Annotated in this window: 1 protein-coding gene; it reads right to left on the minus strand. The window is 25.5% G+C overall.

The genetic code is table 11. The features are described from left to right. Window positions 1-365: 365 nt before the first annotated feature. Window positions 366-1,028 carry a TIGR01906 family membrane protein gene (locus KMP12_RS07340; protein ID WP_215757063.1) on the minus strand — a complete coding sequence of 221 codons (663 nt, stop codon included), beginning with the start codon at window positions 1,026-1,028 and terminating at the stop codon, window positions 366-368. Between the last annotated feature and the right edge of the window lie 463 nt (window positions 1,029-1,491).

A 1,491-nucleotide genomic window follows, 5' to 3' on the forward strand; every position in this document is an offset into this window, starting at 1 on the left:
GAAAACTATTTATTAGCTCGGGTATCTTCTTATCAAGAAGCCATCAAAGAATACTAGACGAAAAAAAGATAAGCATAACAGAAATTCCAGAATATTACTACAGAAGTGAACTTAAGGAGGTTGGAGAGATATGATTGGATTAAAATTAAAAAACTTTCAAGAATAAATTAAATGCTAGAAAAGAAATAAAAAGAGGGGCAAGCAGGGGAATTAGCCGACAAAATCGAACCTAACAGATTAAGAAAAGAATACATAGAAAACTTAATTACAATCTTAATATGCAATATAAAATAAGTATTACTAAAAAGAAGCTAGAAGACTATAAAATGTTCCAGCTCCTTTTTGTTTACAAATATTAAATTGCACTATAATTTATTGGCATATTTTTTACTAAGAATTTTCTTTAAAATTATGAGTAATACAAAATAAATTATTAGACTAATTATTATACTTGCAACTAGGAAAAAGAAAAAATTTTCTGGAAACATTTTTATTAGATTTGACTCGGCAGGGTCTAGTAGCCATAGGTCATTGCTAAATAAAATTTCATGGAAACTTATCCAAAATTTAGTAAAATTTATACTTATGTATAGAGCTAGGCTAAAAATAAGTAGCATAAAAATTGCTAGCAGCCTATTAAATAATTTACTAATAATTTTTAAATAATTTTTTTTAAAAATAAATATATTGCTTATTGTCAAAATTATAAATATAAAAAATAGTAGATACATAATCTTGCTACTGATTAAGTAAAGATTTCTCACATCGACCATGTGGAGAATATCCTTATTAGTAAACCAGCTCCTATCAAGACTTGTATTATTTTTTAAATAGGCAAAAAGATTTTCAGTATAATTTAATAATTGCTCATTACTGACACCAAGCTTATGAGCTAAATTATTTTTCAAATAAAAACTTTTGTAGATAGGAAAGTAAAATGAAATTTTTAAAATAAAAAATAAAATACTGGCTAGGAATAAAGAAAATAATTGAAGAAGAACAAGCAAATTTTTTATAAAATTTTTCATAAACACCTCCTGGCTTGTAACTATATAATAGCAAATTTTTGACGCAAAATAAATTTTTTTATATTAATTTTAGGAAATATAGAAATCTATTAAAAAGGCTTAACTATTCTTGTAAAACTTGCCAAAAAACACAAGCTACTAAGCCTTGCAGACAATACTTTTATGAAACCCATCTATCAAAAACCCCTGAATAAATTTCAGGGGATTTTATTTTTAAACTTAAAAATTTACTTGCCCAGCTAAAAAAATTATAATAAGTTCAGCAGAGAATAACATAGCCTATTTAAGCTATTTATAGTATAATTAAAAGTAAAATAAAGGAGATTTTACAATGCCAAAATTTAAAAACATAAAGAAAGCAGAGGAAAACATATGTTAAGTAATACAAGCTACAACGCCCTAAAATCATTTATTTGGGGGATAGCAAATGACTGTTTAGTAGATGTATACGACCTAGGAGATT

Source organism: Gemella sp. zg-1178 (assembly GCF_018790995.1).
GTDB lineage: Bacteria > Bacillota > Bacilli > Staphylococcales > Gemellaceae > Gemelliphila.